Origin of the sequence: Neorhizobium sp. LjRoot104 (assembly GCF_964253725.1) — a bacterium.
Taxonomy (GTDB): domain Bacteria; phylum Pseudomonadota; class Alphaproteobacteria; order Rhizobiales; family Rhizobiaceae; genus Neorhizobium.
The window spans coordinates 77,244-91,640 of the sequence record NZ_CAXURS020000004.1 but is presented as its reverse complement, the minus strand read 5'-3'; the positions used below and the strand labels follow the sequence as shown (position 1 = coordinate 91,640).

The following is a 14,397-nucleotide window of genomic DNA, read 5'->3' as shown; positions in this document are numbered from 1 at the left end:
GAAGGCTCCAAAGTTCAGGTATTGAAGGAAATCTCAAGGGGGACGCCAAACAGGGCGGACCAGGCTTTGGCGCTCGCGCGCTGGATGGCGACGATGTTGCCACCCGTCGTCCACCAGCCATTGCCGATCAAAACGATCGCGTCGGGTCGGTGTAGCATCGACTGGAGAATGGGCCACAGTACGAGCTGCTCGTAGCAGATAAGAGGCGCGATCTTTCGGCCCGCGACCTCGACGACGGGATTGGCGAAGAGACTGGCGCGGGCGCCGCCAGTCTCTCCTATCCATCGCTCCCATGGACGCCACATCGAAACCGGCACAGGCATGCGCTCGCGATAGAGGACACGTCCGCCACCCCCATCAATAGCCACCATCACATTGTCGTAGCCATTCGCATTAATCACAGCCGCACCGGCAACTACCGTCACACTGACCCCTTGCAATCCTTCCCGCCAGAGACGTTCAAGGGTTGGCGTCCAGAAGCCCAGCGCGCTTTCAGGCAGAACCACCACGGCTGCGCCAGATCCCGCAACCTCCTGAACGAGTGCGATCAGGTTGCGTTGACGTTGTAGTGAGCTGTCGCGGCCAAGGCTCGCACCCATTTCAAGGTCGACACCACGCCACCCCACCGGTAGAATCTGATTTGTCCCCGATGCGGCGGACCAAAGCCATAGACCTGACAGAGCAATGGCGATAGCCGGCCCGATCCGGGTTACGAGACCGATCAGGACGGCTGTCAAAGCGAGCAGCCCCCACCATCCCCATCCCGGAAACAGAATTCCCGCCGCCGTCAACGGATGCGCCCAGCCTGTGATCCCGAGCGGAGGCAGACCGGTGAGAGCCAAGATGAGGAGATATCGCACCGCTTTTACCAAGCCCGACCGTGCTGTCCAGAATACCGCATGGACAGCAACGAAAGAGGATGCCGCCGCGACCCAGAAGCTGAGGCCGACCCAGAGATCCGCAGCAAAGAACTGTGCGACGCCCGACGGCAATCCTCGCGACGCCGCCAGGAAATAGCCGGCCGCGACGACGGCCGCTGCGATCCGCGTTGATGAAAGGGCCCACAGAAGCGGGAAGAGGGTTGCCGCAGGGAGCAGGGACACCTGCCCGCTCCAGCCAACCGCCCCGACCACCACGGCAAGCGAAACGAGAACGGCAATTATCATGACCTCACGGCGCATAGGTCAACACCTCTTGTGCTAGACCGAGTACGCCGGACTGAGGCACCGGCCCGAAATACCGGGAGTCCCATGAGCCGATAAAGCCGGAATGCAAATACACCTCTCCGGGCCGCACCATCCTGCTTTGATCGTGCCGAAGAGATCGCCCCTGTGCATCCTTCTCTGCGATGCGGGATCCGCGGATTGGCACGCCATCAACTGCGATGTGATCGCTGACGTCCACGCGCTGTCGCGCCACCGCGATGACAGTCTTTATCAACGGTCCGAAACCACCGGGGCAAAGTCCCCGCCGGAGATATCCGCGCTGTCGCGCCTCGCGCATAGCGGGATTGTCAGGCGGGCAGACGAAAACTGTTTCGCCGGGCAAGACGGAGCGGGTGAGCGGAACGATGCGCCACAGGCCGAGCGGCTCACTCGGCGTCGTGTTGATGCGCAGACCACCACTCCAACCGGCAGCAAAGAGGACGCCAAACATGCCGGCGGCCACAGATATCGTGACGCAGGCGCGGCGTCGTTGACGAGGCATCGTCCAACCTTCACGCATCATCATAATCATTTGAGGGAGAGCCCCTTGGTCTGGGTTTGCCGCGCTTTTTCAGCCTGCTTCAATGCCAGCGTGGTGCGCTCGTGCGCGGCGAGCTGCTGCACAGTGCGCATGCTGTTCCAGGCCGACTGAACTTCGCTTTTCTGCGAGGGGTTCATCCCGGCCGTCAGTTTGTGGAAGGTCTCGCCGTTTGCATCTTTCGCCGACAGCGGGAGCAGGCTGCGTTCTCCGAAGCGCTCAGACACAGCCTTGGCGAAGCCTTCGAGCTCGGCTTTCACGTTTCTGTCGGCCAGCGTATATTCGAGGCCGGCAGGAAGATCGTTGCGATCGATCGCATCGCGGATCCTCTCCAGCGTCTGCCTGGCCGATGGAGAGAGGGCAGGGATGTCGACGGAGACCTTGAGACGGATCGCCCGCTCTTGCGCTTCATGCTTGCGCTCTGCCTCGGCCCGCGCCGTCACATATCGCTCGAGGTTTCGCGCCAAGGCAGGCGCGTTGACAAGTGCGGTGTCGCGCGCCGCCTTCTCGTTCGCTCCGGCGAAGATGCCGGTCTTGCCCTTGAGCGCTCCAAACTTTTCCGGCTCAGCTGCGATCTTTGCAAGCGTTGTCTGCGCTCTTGCCGGATCTTTCAGCATGGCATCGACATTGACCGCCTTGAACGCGGTCTCCGGCTCGGCGAAGACCTGGGTAAAGCGTGTCGTGACCTCCTGCCATTGCTTCTTCAAACCGGGATCGGCAGTCAGACGATCCTCAACGGCCTGGTCGATCGATTTCGGGAACGTCGTGATGCCTAATACCATTGGCTTTGCCTCCATGAAGGGTTTCGGGGTCACATGGGGATTCGGGCGCTTGAGACCGAGCTGTGCGCCGATCGTCGCCAGGCGGGCGGTGAGATTGACGAGCTTCTGTTTCTGGCGAACGGTCCAGTCGAGGCGGTCGCGAACGAGGGTGCGCGCTACATTGACCAGATGCAGACCCCGCGCGTCGGCGAAGCGAAGGGCCGCGCGATAGAAGGCGCCCTTCTCGTAATCGAGCGTCGTTTCCTTGGAGTTCTTGCGCGATAGAAGCTCGGCAAGGCCACCCCCCTTGGCGAAGGACCGCGAGCCATAATAGACGCCGAGATCCTCGCGATGACGGGTCATCGCCACATAGGTCAGGTGCCGGTCGAGGGACAGCGAGGCCAGAACTTTGACCCTGTCGACGGTCGCGCCCTGGCTCTTATGGATCGTCGTCGCGTAACCATGATCGACGTTGTTGTAGAACCGCTGCTCTACGCTGATCGTCCGCCGGCGCTCGCCCTCGCCAATCTCGGCAACGATACGCCCCGGGGCGGCTTCCACGACCTTGGCCAGCATGCCGTTCTTGACGCCAAGCGAGCTTTCATTTTTGAGGAAGACGATCTGGTCGCCAGCGGCAAAATGACGGATACCGTCTTCCGTCTTGAAGGCGTAACCGTCATCGACAAGGCCGCGCTCGACCAGCTTGGCGCGCGCCAGGGTATTGAGCATCCGCACGTCGCGGCGAAGGTGTGCGAGGATCAGCGAGGAATGGGCCGGATCGTACTCGCGGTTCCAATCGGAAATAAGGTTTTCGACAGCTTGTGACTTCAAGGTCGATCCCATCATCCGACCGTTTGCGCTGTAGGACTCGACAGCCTTGGCGATGTTGCCGCGGGCGAGATCGAGCGACGCGTCGCGCATCCATTGCTCGCGCTGGCGATAGATGGTTTCGAGTTCGGCGTAGCCGATACGATCGGTGATTGCCCGAAACGCAGCACCGGCCTCAATCGGCTGCAACTGTTCGGGATCACCGACGAGAACGAGCTTTGCCCCGCGCACCGTTGCCTCTTCAACAAGCTGCGCCATTTGTTTGGAGGAGACCATGCCGGCTTCGTCGAGGACCATAACGGTCTTGTCATCGAGATGGTCGCGACCTTGGGCCCAGCGCAGTTCCCAGGACGACAATGTGCGGGAAAGAATACCCGCTTCCTTTTCCAATCCTTCGGCCGCCTTACCCGCCAGAGCGGCACCAACGACACGATAACCGGCCGCTTCCCAAGCCTCGCGCGCCGCCTTCATCATTGTTGTCTTGCCGGCGCCGGCGCGCCCGATCACGGCTGCAATGCGTGCCGGCCCCTCGACATGCTCGATCGCCGCTTTCTGCTCATCCGACAGCCGTGTGTGCCGGTCAAACGTCGACCTAAGCACTGGCTCGCGGACGCCATGGGAACTGCGCCCGGACAGCCATATGGACCGGTTTGCCATCTCAGCCTCAAGGCGGATCATCTCGCGTGTCGTGTAGCGGGCAGGCGTCCTGACACCGGAGGTAAAGTCTATCCGCTCGCGGTCGAGACGCAGCACTTCCAGATGCTGCATGATCCGCGCCATCAGGCTTTGGAAGAGAGCCGCATCGTCGACATAGCGATGGAGGACCTTCGCCACGTCCTGGTTGTCGAAGACGCTCTTCTCCCGAGTGATGAGATCGAGCACGATACCGGGATTGCGCTGGATGCGCCGGACATTCTCCGCGCGCCGCTCCTCCTGCAATTCGATCCGCTCGAGCTTCCGTAACCCGGCTGTCGCCAGCCCGTTTTCTGTTTGCGATTTTCGCTCGATGGCGGTGGCACCGACCCCGATATGAATGGTCGGTGTCAGGTCGATGCCCTGCTTTTCGAAGGATCGGCCATCGATGCGGATATCCAGCCCGGCAAGCACCAGATGCCGGTTCTGCACAGCAAACCATCCATCACGAAAGGAATTGAAGCCCTCGGTGCCACCCGCCCAGAGTTCATAGATGATTTTGCCAGTGTCATTGCGAATGGGCTGGCCGTCTGGTCCAAGAACAGCAACCTTCTTAGCACCGAACCCGTCCCCGCTCAGAGGCCGCAATGTCGTCATCAGGTGGACATGCGGGTTGCCGGGTGCATCGTGATAGACCCAGTCCGCGACCATACCCTTCGACGTGATATGCTCGGCAACGAAGTCTCGCATCATCGCGATGTTCTGCTCGGAGGATAGCTCGATCGGCAGCGCGATGGTGACGTCCTTGGCAAGCTGGGCGTCGACCCGCTTCTCGAACACCTCGACCTTGTTCCAGAACGCTTCTGAGGCTCCCGAGACCGATCGATCGGCGATCATGGCGCGCAGCCAGTTTGGCGCATCGGCAGGGATCACGAACTCCTCGTGCAGAAGACCCTGCTTCCTGGTGTAGTCGATTGTGCGTGCTTCCCGCTCATACTCCATCCTGGCGCAGTGCCGGTAGGCCGCAGACAGCACGGCGCTGCGCCCAGAGCCACGGGCGACGATGTTGACTGAGAAATGCGGGACGGCCACGGGCGGATCGCTCCTTCTTGCGAACGAAATCAACTGGTTGATCGCAAGAGGTTGCCCCGCCAGGGGGCAAAAGCAGAACGTCGCGTCAGCGACGTATAATTGCGCCCTTGGATCCGCTCTTGTCGAGCGGCGGGATCATTCGCCAAATGCTGACGCTTTGGCGAGGTACAAATTTGTACCTGTCCTGCCGGGGAAAAATCGGGGACTCTCTGCCATCATTCCACGGATATCACTGGAGATTGCATCCCGATGAAGAAGCCAACGTCGAAAATCCGCGAAGAACTTGCCCGCTTGCAGGAACAGCTGAAGCAGGCAGAAACGCGTGACGCCGAACGCATCGGCCGCATTGCGCTGAAGGCCGGACTTGGAGAGATCGAAGTCGACGACGCCGACCTTCAGGCAGCTTTCGAGGACGTTGCAAAGCGGTTTCGCGGAACGAAAGCCGGATCGAACGGAAAAGAAAAGGGTGCCGCTGGAGCGACCGGAACATCGTCGGCCACGTCGCTCAGCGCTGGCGCGGCTACGAGCCAGGCTGGCGAGGCTTGAGCGGATGCAGCGGCTGACCACAGCAGAGGCCAGAAAGAAGGACGCTCGCGAGAAGATCGAGTTGGGCGGCCTGATCGTCAAAGCCGGGTTGCGCTATGAGAAACGCGCGCTTCTGTTGGGTGTGCTGATCGAAGCGCAAAAGAAAATCAAGGGCGATGAGGCGGAGCGATCCCGTCTGACCGCAATCGGCGCGGAGGCATTCGGCAATGACAGCGAATAAGATCCTGCTCGCCGTTGTTCCGCCGCTGGCGATGATCGCCATCGCACTGATGTTGCCGGGGATCGAACAGTGGCTCGCGACGTTCGGAAAAACGGCGGAGGCGAAATTGACGCTCGGCCGAATCGGCCTAGCGTTGCCCTATGTGGCGAGTGCTGCGATCGGGCTGATCTTTCTCCTCAGTGCCCAGGGATCGGTCAACATCAAGACCGCAGGGTGTGGCGTAGCTGCCGGATCGGGCACCGTTATTGCCCTCGCCATCGTTCGGGAAGGAATACGGCTTTCGCAATTTGCCGGACAGGTGCCTGCGGCCAGGTCGATCCTGTCCTATATCGATCCGGCAACGATGACAGGAGCTGCGGCAGCTCTGTTCTCGGGCATGTTCGCGCTTCGCGTTGCGGTGATCGGCAACGCCGCGTTCTCGCGTTCCGAGCCGAAACGTATCCGGGGTAAACGCGCGCTGCATGGCGAGGCGGAATGGATGAAACTGCCGGAGGCAGGGAAGCTGTTCGCAGAGGACGGCGGCATCGTCATCGGCGAGCGATATCGTGTCGATCGCGACAGCACGGCGGCACTCTCGTTTCGGACCGATATGCCTGAGACATGGGGCGCCGGGGGAAAGTCACCGCTGCTCTGCTTCGACGGTTCGTTCGGATCGTCACATGGCATCGTGTTCGCCGGCTCCGGCGGTTTCAAGACAACGTCGGTCACGATTCCCACGGCGCTGAAATGGGGCGGCACGTTAATCGTACTTGATCCATCCAATGAGGTGGCGCCGATGGTCAAGGCGCACCGGAGCGAAGCCGGCCGTGATGTGATCGTGCTTGACCCGAAGGATCCGGATATCGGGTTCAATGCCCTCGACTGGATCGGTCAGCATGGCGGGACGAAAGAAGAGGATATCGCCGCGGTCGCCTCGTGGATCATGAGCGAGAGCGGCCGCGCCAGCGGCGTACGGGACGATTTCTTTCGGGCATCCGGCTTGCAGCTGCTGACGGCGATCATCGCCGATGTCTGCCTCTCGGGTCATACGGAAAAAAAGGATCAAACGCTGCGGACAGTGCGCATGAACCTCTCGGAACCGGAGCCGAAGCTGCGGGCGCGGCTGCAGGAAATCTACGACAACTCCGAGTCCGATTTCGTAAAGGAGAACGTGGCAGCGTTCGTGAACATGACGCCCGAAACCTTCTCCGGCGTCTATGCCAATGCGATCAAAGAAACCCATTGGCTGAGCTATCCGAACTATGCCGGTCTCGTGTCCGGTTCGACCTTTTCGACCGATGACATCGCATCGGGAAAGACCGACGTGTTCGTCGCCCTGGATCTTAAAACGCTGGAGACCCATGGTGGTCTGGCAAGGGTGATCATCGGCTCATTCCTGAACGCCCTCTATAATCGTGACGGGGCGATGCCGGGACGCGCTCTGTTCCTTCTCGACGAGGTCGCTCGCCTGGGTTTCATGAGGATCCTTGAGACGGCACGCGATGCCGGCCGCAAGTACGGGATCACGCTTCTGATGATCTATCAGTCGATCGGTCAGATGCGCGAAACCTATGGCGGACTCGACGCCACCAGCAAGTGGTTCGAAAGCGCGAGCTGGATCAGTTTCTCAGCGATCAACGATCCGGAGACCGCGGACTATATCTCCCGGCGTTGTGGAACAACGACAGTCGAGATCGATCAGGTCAGCCGGAGTTTTCAGGCGAGGGGTTCGTCACGAACCCGATCAAAGCAACTTGCCAGCCGACCATTGATCCAGCCGCACGAAGTCCTGCGCATGCGTGCCGATGAGCAGATTGTGTTCACCGGGGGAAATGCGCCGCTTCGATGCGGTCGCGCGATGTGGTTCCGGCGAGCCGACATGAAGTCCTGCGTTGGCGATAACCGCTTCCAGGGAAAACGTGGACCATTGGAAATCAGGGTCTGAGGGAGAACCCAGATCCGGAGATCGGGCGATGAGATATTGGGAAGCCTGCGAGGCACAGGTCACGGCAGAAGAGGCCATCGAAGAATGCCGCGTCCATCATATTGAGGCCATCGTTCGCGAAAGCGATAGCGCTTTGGTGGATGTCACGTCACGACCGGTGATGTCATCGCTCATCCAGACGAGCAAGCCGACTATCGTGGCGCCGAGATTCTCGGTTACCTGGGATACTGATCAATGGCGGTCTGCTATCGCGAGAGGATCGTTACCGGGATCGGCGAAGACCACAGTTGGGCTTCGTTCGCTTCAGCGAATAGAGCCGTACGCCAAAGGCGGACCGCCCGGTGCTCCTTCTGTCCATACTTCACAAAACTGAATCGCTCCGCGACCATCGATTCACAACTGTCGTTGGACGCATGGGCCCGATTGCGCGATCCTCTCACCATGATCGCCCAGCCCTATCACCTCTATATCGAACGCTCGGATGCTGAGAAGAATATGGCGCGCTTCTATGCCATGTCGATCGAACCGACCCTCTTCGGAGAGGCATGTCTTATGCGGCGCTGGGGACGCATCGGAACCAGAGGCCAGATGAAGGTTCATCACTTCGAGCGAGAAGAGGAGGCGGTGGAGCTCTTTCTGGAACTCATTTCTCAGAAGCGAGCAAGAGGATACAGTCCCGCAGTCCGTGAAGAACGCGGAAGCCGCTCCTACCTACACAAAAAATCTGCAACGTTGTGAAACGATATTCCGGCCAGAATTGGTGACGCTCGTGGCGTCGCCGGACGGCACTATCTGGATCGGCTGACCTCGGCAAAAGACTTGCGGCGTGAGATGAACTCCTTGAGGAGTGGCAGGAAGAATGCCTTGCTGAAGCGACCGATCGGCGGTTCAGGTTCGAGATAGAACGACCGTCCGACAATGTCGCTGTTGAACTCATCGAGGATGATCCAAAGGCGCAAATCGACATCAAGCCCGGCGCGGCGCTTTTCGATTGCTGGTATCTCCGCCGCGAACCGGCTTCGCTCCGGCTGCTTCGTCGTGATGGGAAAGAACAGCACGAGGTCACCACCCGCTCGAGGGATCCGGACGCCGACGGCTACCGGTCGATCTTTGCGTCCCTCTGTTTCGCCCTTTCCGGCTTCACGGCTCCAGAGATAGGGATAACGGATGACCGTCGCTGTCTGGATCTCGTCATATCCACTCATCGGTTTGTCTCATCGCTGTCGGCGTAAGCGTCGACAGCACTCTCAAACTCGGCGAGTAATGCGTCGGGCATGGTCTCAAGCGTGCCTGCAGCACGCATATCGGACTGGCGCATCAGCCGTTCATAATCCTCGATGTTCAGCAGCACCAGTCGCGGTTTGTTGCGCTGAGTGATGGTAACTGGATGGCGCAAGGCCTCGGCTATAATGTCGCCTGACTTCCGCGAGAGGTCACTCGTGGTGTAGGAACCGGTGCTGCTGGTCATTTGAGCGTCTCCTCGCAGTAAAATCACAGTGAATTGGATAGATAGTTCGGTTGGCGACAAAATACAGCAAATACAGCATTGATGTAAATGCTGAATATGGTGACCGCATCTGGCGGCGACAGTTTTTCGGATATCGGTGACCTCGCTCGGCAAGAACGCCATGGCGCGTCCAACTCCTTTCGACACCGCAAACCGCCAGCCTGGCTGTCGTTATATGCCGCCCTCAGAAGGGCGGCTCGGCGTCGACAAGGCCGTGCTGTTCGGCCATGGCAACGATCATCTCGGCCTCGGCCAGCTCGAGTTCGGCCGCAATCTCTCGGCGCTCATCAGCGTCAAAAGCGTTCTTGAGTTCGGCGCGTTATCCTCAATCTGGATTTCGAGTTCGTAAGTCATCTTCGTCTCCTTGACGTTTGTGAAAGATGACCGACGGGTCCGAGAGGGGATGGCGGGGTCAGGGATCGCGCCAGCGACCGGCAGGGCCGGGGAGTGGGGGAGCCGATTTGCGCAAGCTGCCCTTCGGGCGGGTGTAGCAAATTGGGGGAACCGCTCATCCTTGGGGCCGCGATGCCTGCTTGGTACGATCGCTTATTCTGAGCAGCTTCCCCCGCTATCCGTATGCCACCAAGAAAGCCGGACCTGGCTCGATGCCGGGTCCGGTTTTGACTTCTCGGCAGAGGAGAAGGCTCCGCCGGTGGCGGAGCCCCGTGATGTCAATCAGTCACGGTTCGGGCGGGACCAGATGAGCTGGAGGCCATCCTCGCCTTCGACCTCGGCGAGCGTTGCGTAGATCGGAGCCGGGAAGCTCGGATCGTCGAGCTTGACCGAGAGGTAGTCGCGGCCCTGCTCGGAGGTCTTCTGCCACGCGGCACCTAGCTCGACGTTTTGCGGTGCACCGCAAAACGTCGATTATGCTGAGACGGTGATTATGCGGAGTGCCGGTCGCTGAAGGCTGGATTCCCGGCGGTTGTAAGGGATTTTGCTCCGCATAATCCCGGTGGGATTGAAGGTAGCGCCCCGCTTTGAGCGGAGCGCCGTGGTTCTGGTCAGCGAGACCAGATGAGCTTGTGCTCGCCCTTGTCGCCCTGGACGAGGGAGGCGTAGACGGGCGCCGTGAAGGACGGATCGTCGAGCTTGAGCGAGAGGTATTCGGCGCCCGTTTCGCGGGCGGTCCGGCTCCAGCCTGCTCCGAACTCGACACCCGTTGCTGTGACCCGGAAGTCCGGGGCGCGATCGTTGTCGCGGTCGCAGGGCTTGATGGATGCCTTGACGTTGAGGGTGAGGGTCTTGATGGTCCCTGCATAGGTGCCGGTTTCGTCGCGGGTGAAGGTGCCGATCTGAGCCATTGTCGTATCTCCTGAGGTTGTTCGAAGCCGCCCGATGCGGCCTCGATGGCGGTCGAGAGGCGACGGATTGGACGGACTGCATCCGCAGGACCGCAGCATCAGCGAAGGACGGCGGCAGCCGAGCTTGTTGGCTCGCGAGGAATGACCGCTTGCGGTCAGGGGAAGAAGGTCGGCGGAGCCGTTGCAGGCCAGGGCCGGTCCGGTGCCAGACCAGCCCCAAAGAGAGGCCGTATGGGGGGCTTTCGCGCCGTCAGCAGAATGACGTGATTGATCGGCGCCGTCTCATCCGCATGATTAGCCGCCGCCTGGGCCATCATCCCTCCCGTCGACCCGGCCGCCATCTCCCTGGCGCACGAGACAAGCTGCGCCCGACATGGGATTACCGCCATGCCGAGCGCGATATCAGATGAAGCGGATCAGACCGTACCGGTGGGGGACTCCGCTCTGGGGCTCACCCGTTCTGACTACGTCGATATTTCCAAATCAGAAAGCAACGATGCGATCAGTGCATCCGGAGCCTTAAACCGGCCCCGCCTCAGTTCTGGCGGAACAACCGCCTCGACAGCTTCCAATTTTTCGGACGGGTCCATGCGGAGGTAAACCTCCGTCGTGCGGATATCTGCGTGGCCGAGCCAGAGGGCGACCTTGCGGATGTCGTGGGTCGCCTGCAGCATGACGACTGCGCAGCCGTGCCGAAGCTGATGAGGTGAGACGCGACGGTCGCGAAGCGATACGCAGCTCCCGGCTGCTTTGACGACATACTTGTCGAGGACATACTCGAAGCCGGCACGGGTCATCGGGTCGCCCTGAGCATTGACGAAGAGCTCCGGCACACGGACCTCGCCCCGGACACTTAACCAAGCGCGAATGTCGCGCGCAGTGTCTTTCCAGAGCGGCAGGCAGCGTTCCTTGCGGCCCTTTCCCAGAACTGTCACGCTCGCGCCGTGGCGAAGCGACAGATTTGCCGTCAAAACTCCGATCAATTCTGACACTCGCAAGCCTCCGGCGAAGCAGAGATGCATCATCGCCCGATCACGGATGCCAGATCTCGTCGTAAGGTCGGGTCCGTTAAGAATCGCTCGGACCTCTTCCATTGTCAGATGGCGAATGAGCTTCTGATCGTGGCGTTTGGTCGGGATCGCATGGACCCGCCCGATCTGCTCCAGTGCGGACGGCACCTTGTGCTCGAGGTAGCGCATGAACGCCTTGATGGCGGCGAGCCGCACATTGCGCGTCGATGCGCTGTTGCCGCGATCTTGTTCAATGTGCGCGAGGAAAGCCACGATCATCGGTGCATCGAGGTCTTCGATCCTGAGCAAAGACGGGCGAGTGCCGAGCCGTTTTGCTGCGAAGTTGAACAGCAGCTTGAAGCTGAACGCGTATGTCTCGCAGCTTTGTGGGCTGTAACCTCGCTGTCGAGGCATGTAGTCTCGCAGGAAGCCGGTGATAAGAGGGGCGAGCTTCGTCATGCGGCATTCTCCCCGACCAAAGCCTCTGCCGCCGCGGCGATGTCGGCCATCATTTCCGGCGTCGCCTGAAGATACCAGTATGTATTGTGGATACTGACATGACCCAGGTACGTCGACAGGGCGACGAAGTGCCTGGCAACTGCGCTGCGATCGGCGCCGCATTGTTCCAGCACCCGGGTTGCGAACGTATGACGAAGGTCATGGATGCGTGGCGGTTGACCTCGCTCCGGGGCAATACCCGCTCGTCGCAGCAGGGAGCGGAACGTACAATTGACGGTCGTCGGGTAGAGCTGTCGGTGCTGGACGGATGGGAAGAGCCAATCGCTCTCGCCAGCGCGTTGGCGCCGGATCTCAAGATAGCCTTGGAGCGCTTCGATGACGGTGGCGTGCAGCGGCACTAGGCGGCTCTTGCGGAACTTTGTTTCCCGAATGTGCAAAACGCCATCGGGCAAGATGTCATCGAGCCTGAGTGCAAGAGCTTCGGAGATGCGAAGTCCAGTGGCCGCGATCAGACCGAAGAGCGTGACATAGAGTTCGCGACGCAGCGGATTGGGCTTTTGGAGCCTGAGATTGCCGGCAGTATCGAGGATCCGGGCGATCTCGTCCTTTGTGTAGATGTAGGGCACCGGTCGATTGGTGGCCCGCTTGATATCCGCAGGCGGGATCTCGTGACGCGGATCTTCCGCATGAAGAAAGCGGGCAAACCCGATCAGGTTCGTCAGGCGATGCGCCATGGAGTTCGGCGTTTTAGCAGCCGTCGGCAACCATGTGAGAACCGTTGCAGCCCGAACGTGGCTCTCGCCCCGCTCGGATGCAAAGCGCGCGAACGCCAGAAGATGCCGTTCGGCCTTGATCAGCTTATAACCGAGCGCTCGACGTAGACTAAGATAGCGACTGACGTCAGCGCTCAGCATGGCAACCTCCCGCCCCAAGGCTGCGCGATTTCCGACAGCAGGCCGATGTCCACCTTAGCGTACAGCGCCGTCGTTGATGGAGAACGGTGGCGCAACACGGCCCCGACTCCGGCAAGGCTTGCGCCGTTACGCAGCATCGCCGTCGCTGCCGAGTGACGCAACACATGTGCACCGCGATGGATGCTTTCAATTCCTGCTCTGTCGAGCGCGCGACGCACGATGCACTTCACGGCAATGCGGCTCAGTGGTCTGATTGGCGCGATATCCGTCAGGAACACTCGCGTCGTCGCAATGCGCGGCCTTGCCCGTTCAATATAGGCCAATATAGCGTCGCCAACCTCCTGGGGCAGCGGCAGCCATTCCTCGCGCCGGACCTTACCGATAAGTGCTATTCGGCCATTCCTCCAGTCAATGTCATCGAAGCTGAGAGTGCTGACTTCGCTTGCCCTGAGGCCCAATCGAGCCAGCAAGAGCATGACAGCGCGATCGCGTAACCGGCTTTCGCCGTCACATGTGGCAAGGAGGCGGTCGATGTCACTTTGCGCAAGAAAGCGCGGCGTCGTCACCAATTGCCAACTTGCGAAGTTCGGAACCGCGTGCTCCCGACCAGCGGGACATTTTCCCATCGCGACGAGATATTTTAGGTAGGCGCGCGTGGCGACGGTAATACTCTGTGCCCAATGGCGTCCGTGCGGCTTGGCGGACTCGAGCACGAACATGCGGATTGCTGAAGCTGTATAAGCAGCTGGATCTGCACCCAAGGACATCATAAATTTCACGAGGACGGCTTGATAGGTATCAAGAGTGGAAGCCTTGACACCGCGTTGTTCTCGCATCCACCGACGGAAAGTAGCCAATTCAGGCCAGGTTTCGTCCAATGAGGGGCGTTGCTCCGGCGGCAGGATGTCCAGCTCGCGAAGGTATTCGACGAACAGCTTGGCAGCACCCTGTGGCGCACGGGCAGTTCTGTTGCCGTGGAACACTGATGCAGAAGCGCTCAAGCCCGCGGTAAGTGTGTCGACGTCGTGGCCGGCGGCACGTACCCAATCGCCCCACAATGCCAGAAGGCGCACCACCTCCGTTATCGTCGCGGCCGAGTAATTCCGCTGGACAAGCCAGTGCTTGAAGCCGTCGACATGTGGTTGCAGCCAATTGATGCGAACATTGACGCTGCGGCGATGTCTGTACTTTCGCTTTGTCACGCTATTTTCCTCGATTTGATCGTTGGTGCCGGTGAAGTCCGGCGTGTCGAACAAATCGGAGGTTTCAAATCCATTCCAGCGCTAGGCGAGCGACATTCCCGTTCCTTAAACTCCCCGAGAGCCAACAAGGCAAAGGTTGGCATGTTGTCTGCGCCAGGGAGATGGCGGCCGGGTCGACGGGAGGGATGATGGCCCAGGCGGCGGCTAATCATGCGGATGAGACGGCGCCGATCAATCACGTCATTCTGCTGACG

At 60.3% G+C, this 14,397-nt stretch carries 14 protein-coding genes and 1 pseudogene; 5 read left to right on the top strand and 10 right to left on the bottom strand.

All coding sequences use genetic code 11. The features are described 5' to 3' along the window. Positions 1–14: 14 nt before the first annotated feature. From ACSQ8R_RS32745 to traA, 3 genes are read right to left on the bottom strand one after another with little or no spacing between them, the layout of a single operon-like run. Positions 15–1,181: a conjugal transfer protein TraB gene (locus tag ACSQ8R_RS32745; protein ID WP_046797661.1), complete on the bottom strand. Its 1,167-nt coding sequence runs from the start codon at positions 1,179–1,181 to the stop codon at positions 15–17. Continuing rightward, complete coding sequence (gene traF / locus ACSQ8R_RS32740) at positions 1,171–1,737, bottom strand: conjugative transfer signal peptidase TraF (protein ID WP_082179058.1); 567 nt, start codon at positions 1,735–1,737, stop codon at positions 1,171–1,173. The genes ACSQ8R_RS32745 and traF overlap by 11 nt, the downstream gene beginning before the upstream one ends. Continuing rightward, on the bottom strand, positions 1,734–5,057 hold the full coding sequence (gene traA, locus ACSQ8R_RS32735; RefSeq protein WP_046797660.1) for a Ti-type conjugative transfer relaxase TraA: 3,324 nt from the start codon (positions 5,055–5,057) through the stop codon (positions 1,734–1,736). Before traA ends, traF begins: the two co-directional genes overlap by 4 nt. Before the next feature lie 249 nt (positions 5,058–5,306). Here traA and traC point away from each other — a divergent pair, with 249 nt between their 5' ends. From traC to ACSQ8R_RS32715, 4 genes are all read left to right on the top strand, one after another. Next, positions 5,307–5,603, top strand: coding sequence for a conjugal transfer protein TraC (gene traC / locus ACSQ8R_RS32730; protein ID WP_046797659.1), 297 nt, complete (start codon positions 5,307–5,309; stop codon positions 5,601–5,603). Between the two features lie 4 nt (positions 5,604–5,607). Continuing rightward, positions 5,608–5,823, top strand: coding sequence for a type IV conjugative transfer system coupling protein TraD (gene traD / locus ACSQ8R_RS32725; protein ID WP_046797658.1), 216 nt, complete (start codon positions 5,608–5,610; stop codon positions 5,821–5,823). Then, positions 5,810–7,747 carry a Ti-type conjugative transfer system protein TraG gene (traG, locus tag ACSQ8R_RS32720; protein WP_046797657.1) on the top strand — a complete coding sequence of 646 codons (1,938 nt, stop codon included), beginning with the start codon at positions 5,810–5,812 and terminating at the stop codon, positions 7,745–7,747. Before traD ends, traG begins: the two co-directional genes overlap by 14 nt. Before the next feature lie 234 nt (positions 7,748–7,981). After that, the gene (locus ACSQ8R_RS32715) at positions 7,982–8,485 is read left to right on the top strand and encodes a WGR domain-containing protein (RefSeq protein WP_245282236.1); all 504 of its coding nucleotides are present in this window, start codon (positions 7,982–7,984) and stop codon (positions 8,483–8,485) included. 50 nt (positions 8,486–8,535) lie between these two features. Here the strand turns inward: ACSQ8R_RS32715 and ACSQ8R_RS32710 are convergent, their stop codons facing one another. Continuing rightward, positions 8,536–8,952 carry a hypothetical protein gene (locus tag ACSQ8R_RS32710; protein WP_024897925.1) on the bottom strand — a complete coding sequence of 139 codons (417 nt, stop codon included), beginning with the start codon at positions 8,950–8,952 and terminating at the stop codon, positions 8,536–8,538. Then, positions 8,949–9,215, bottom strand: coding sequence for a type II toxin-antitoxin system prevent-host-death family antitoxin (locus ACSQ8R_RS32705; protein ID WP_024897924.1), 267 nt, complete (start codon positions 9,213–9,215; stop codon positions 8,949–8,951). The genes ACSQ8R_RS32710 and ACSQ8R_RS32705 overlap by 4 nt, the downstream gene beginning before the upstream one ends. Before the next feature lie 136 nt (positions 9,216–9,351). Here ACSQ8R_RS32705 and ACSQ8R_RS32700 point away from each other — a divergent pair, with 136 nt between their 5' ends. Beyond that, positions 9,352–9,603, top strand: a complete 252-nt coding sequence (locus ACSQ8R_RS32700; RefSeq protein WP_046797655.1) for a hypothetical protein — start codon at positions 9,352–9,354, stop codon at positions 9,601–9,603. A gap of 326 nt (positions 9,604–9,929) precedes the next feature. Here ACSQ8R_RS32700 and ACSQ8R_RS32695 read toward each other — a convergent pair. The 5 genes and pseudogenes from ACSQ8R_RS32695 to ACSQ8R_RS32675 form a co-directional block, all read right to left on the bottom strand. Beyond that, a pseudogene (locus ACSQ8R_RS32695) lies at positions 9,930–10,097 on the bottom strand (DUF736 domain-containing protein); the annotation flags it as partial. A 161-nt stretch (positions 10,098–10,258) separates the two neighbouring features. After that, positions 10,259–10,558, bottom strand: coding sequence for a DUF736 domain-containing protein (locus tag ACSQ8R_RS32690; RefSeq protein WP_046797789.1), 300 nt, complete (start codon positions 10,556–10,558; stop codon positions 10,259–10,261). A 464-nt stretch (positions 10,559–11,022) separates the two neighbouring features. Continuing rightward, on the bottom strand, positions 11,023–12,027 hold the full coding sequence (locus ACSQ8R_RS32685; RefSeq protein WP_046797782.1) for a tyrosine-type recombinase/integrase: 1,005 nt from the start codon (positions 12,025–12,027) through the stop codon (positions 11,023–11,025). After that, a complete protein-coding gene (locus tag ACSQ8R_RS32680; RefSeq protein ID WP_046797783.1) occupies positions 12,024–12,941 on the bottom strand; it encodes a tyrosine-type recombinase/integrase in 918 nt (305 codons plus the stop codon). Before ACSQ8R_RS32680 ends, ACSQ8R_RS32685 begins: the two co-directional genes overlap by 4 nt. After that, the gene (locus ACSQ8R_RS32675; protein ID WP_245282252.1) at positions 12,935–14,197 is read right to left on the bottom strand and encodes a tyrosine-type recombinase/integrase; all 1,263 of its coding nucleotides are present in this window, start codon (positions 14,195–14,197) and stop codon (positions 12,935–12,937) included. The genes ACSQ8R_RS32680 and ACSQ8R_RS32675 overlap by 7 nt, the downstream gene beginning before the upstream one ends. Positions 14,198–14,397: the final 200 nt, after the last annotated feature.

Excerpts from the sequence above, each read along its gene's own strand:
- traF (WP_082179058.1), bottom strand. The coding sequence starts at position 1,737 with ATGATTATGATGATGCGTGAAGGTTGGACGATGCCTCGTCAACGACGC.
- ACSQ8R_RS32705 (WP_024897924.1), bottom strand. The coding sequence starts at position 9,215 with ATGACCAGCAGCACCGGTTCCTACACCACGAGTGACCTCTCGCGGAAG.
- ACSQ8R_RS32745 (WP_046797661.1), bottom strand. The coding sequence starts at position 1,181 with ATGCGCCGTGAGGTCATGATAATTGCCGTTCTCGTTTCGCTTGCCGTG.
- traG (WP_046797657.1), top strand. The coding sequence starts at position 5,810 with ATGACAGCGAATAAGATCCTGCTCGCCGTTGTTCCGCCGCTGGCGATG.
- ACSQ8R_RS32680 (WP_046797783.1), bottom strand. The coding sequence starts at position 12,941 with ATGCTGAGCGCTGACGTCAGTCGCTATCTTAGTCTACGTCGAGCGCTC.
- ACSQ8R_RS32685 (WP_046797782.1), bottom strand. The coding sequence starts at position 12,027 with ATGACGAAGCTCGCCCCTCTTATCACCGGCTTCCTGCGAGACTACATG.
- traC (WP_046797659.1), top strand. The coding sequence starts at position 5,307 with ATGAAGAAGCCAACGTCGAAAATCCGCGAAGAACTTGCCCGCTTGCAG.
- ACSQ8R_RS32710 (WP_024897925.1), bottom strand. The coding sequence starts at position 8,952 with ATGAGTGGATATGACGAGATCCAGACAGCGACGGTCATCCGTTATCCC.
- ACSQ8R_RS32715 (WP_245282236.1), top strand. The coding sequence starts at position 7,982 with ATGGCGGTCTGCTATCGCGAGAGGATCGTTACCGGGATCGGCGAAGAC.
- traD (WP_046797658.1), top strand. The coding sequence starts at position 5,608 with ATGCAGCGGCTGACCACAGCAGAGGCCAGAAAGAAGGACGCTCGCGAG.
- ACSQ8R_RS32690 (WP_046797789.1), bottom strand. The coding sequence starts at position 10,558 with ATGGCTCAGATCGGCACCTTCACCCGCGACGAAACCGGCACCTATGCA.